General features: G+C 62.0%; 1 pseudogene. It reads left to right on the forward strand.

Annotated elements, in window-relative coordinates:
• Positions 1-869: pseudogene (locus tag A5780_RS00325) on the forward strand (DNA-directed RNA polymerase subunit beta); the annotation flags it as partial.

Genomic DNA, 869 nt, shown 5'->3' on the forward strand with positions numbered 1-869 from the left:
GGTGTGGTGGAAGAGGTTTCGGCCGACTACATCACCGTCATGCACGACGACGGCACTCGTAAGAGCTACCGGATGCGGAAGTTCGCCCGCTCCAATCAGGGCACCTGCGCCAACCAGCGTCCGATCGTGGACGAGGGCCAGCGGGTCGAGCACGGCCAGGTTCTGGCCGACGGCCCGTGCACCGAGAACGGTGAGATGGCGTTGGGTAAGAACCTGTTGGTGGCGATCATGCCGTGGGAGGGTCACAACTACGAGGACGCGATCATTCTGTCGCAGCGTCTCGTGGAGGAGGACGTGCTGACCTCGATTCATATCGAGGAGCACGAGATCGACGCTCGCGACACCAAGCTCGGTGCCGAGGAGATCACTCGTGACATCCCGAACGTGTCCGACGAGGTGCTCGCGGATCTGGACGAGCGTGGCATCGTCCGCATCGGCGCCGAGGTGCGTGACGGTGACATCCTGGTCGGCAAGGTCACCCCGAAGGGTGAGACCGAGCTGACTCCCGAGGAGCGGTTGCTGCGTGCGATTTTCGGTGAGAAGGCCCGCGAGGTTCGCGACACGTCGTTGAAGGTGCCCCACGGTGAGTCGGGCAAGGTGATCGGTATTCGTGTGTTCTCGCGTGAGGACGACGACGATCTGCCTCCCGGTGTGAACGAACTCGTCCGCGTGTATGTCGCGCAGAAGCGCAAGATCCAGGACGGTGACAAGCTCGCGGGTCGTCACGGTAACAAGGGTGTGATCGGCAAGATCCTGCCGAAGGAGGATATGCCGTTCATGCCCGACGGCACTCCGGTCGACATCATCTTGAACACTCATGGTGTGCCGCGTCGTATGAACATCGGCCAGATCCTGGAAACACACCTCGG

It is taken from the genome of Nocardia sp. 852002-20019_SCH5090214, from assembly GCF_001665865.1.
GTDB classification, from domain to species: Bacteria; Actinomycetota; Actinomycetes; order Mycobacteriales; family Mycobacteriaceae; genus Nocardia; species Nocardia nova.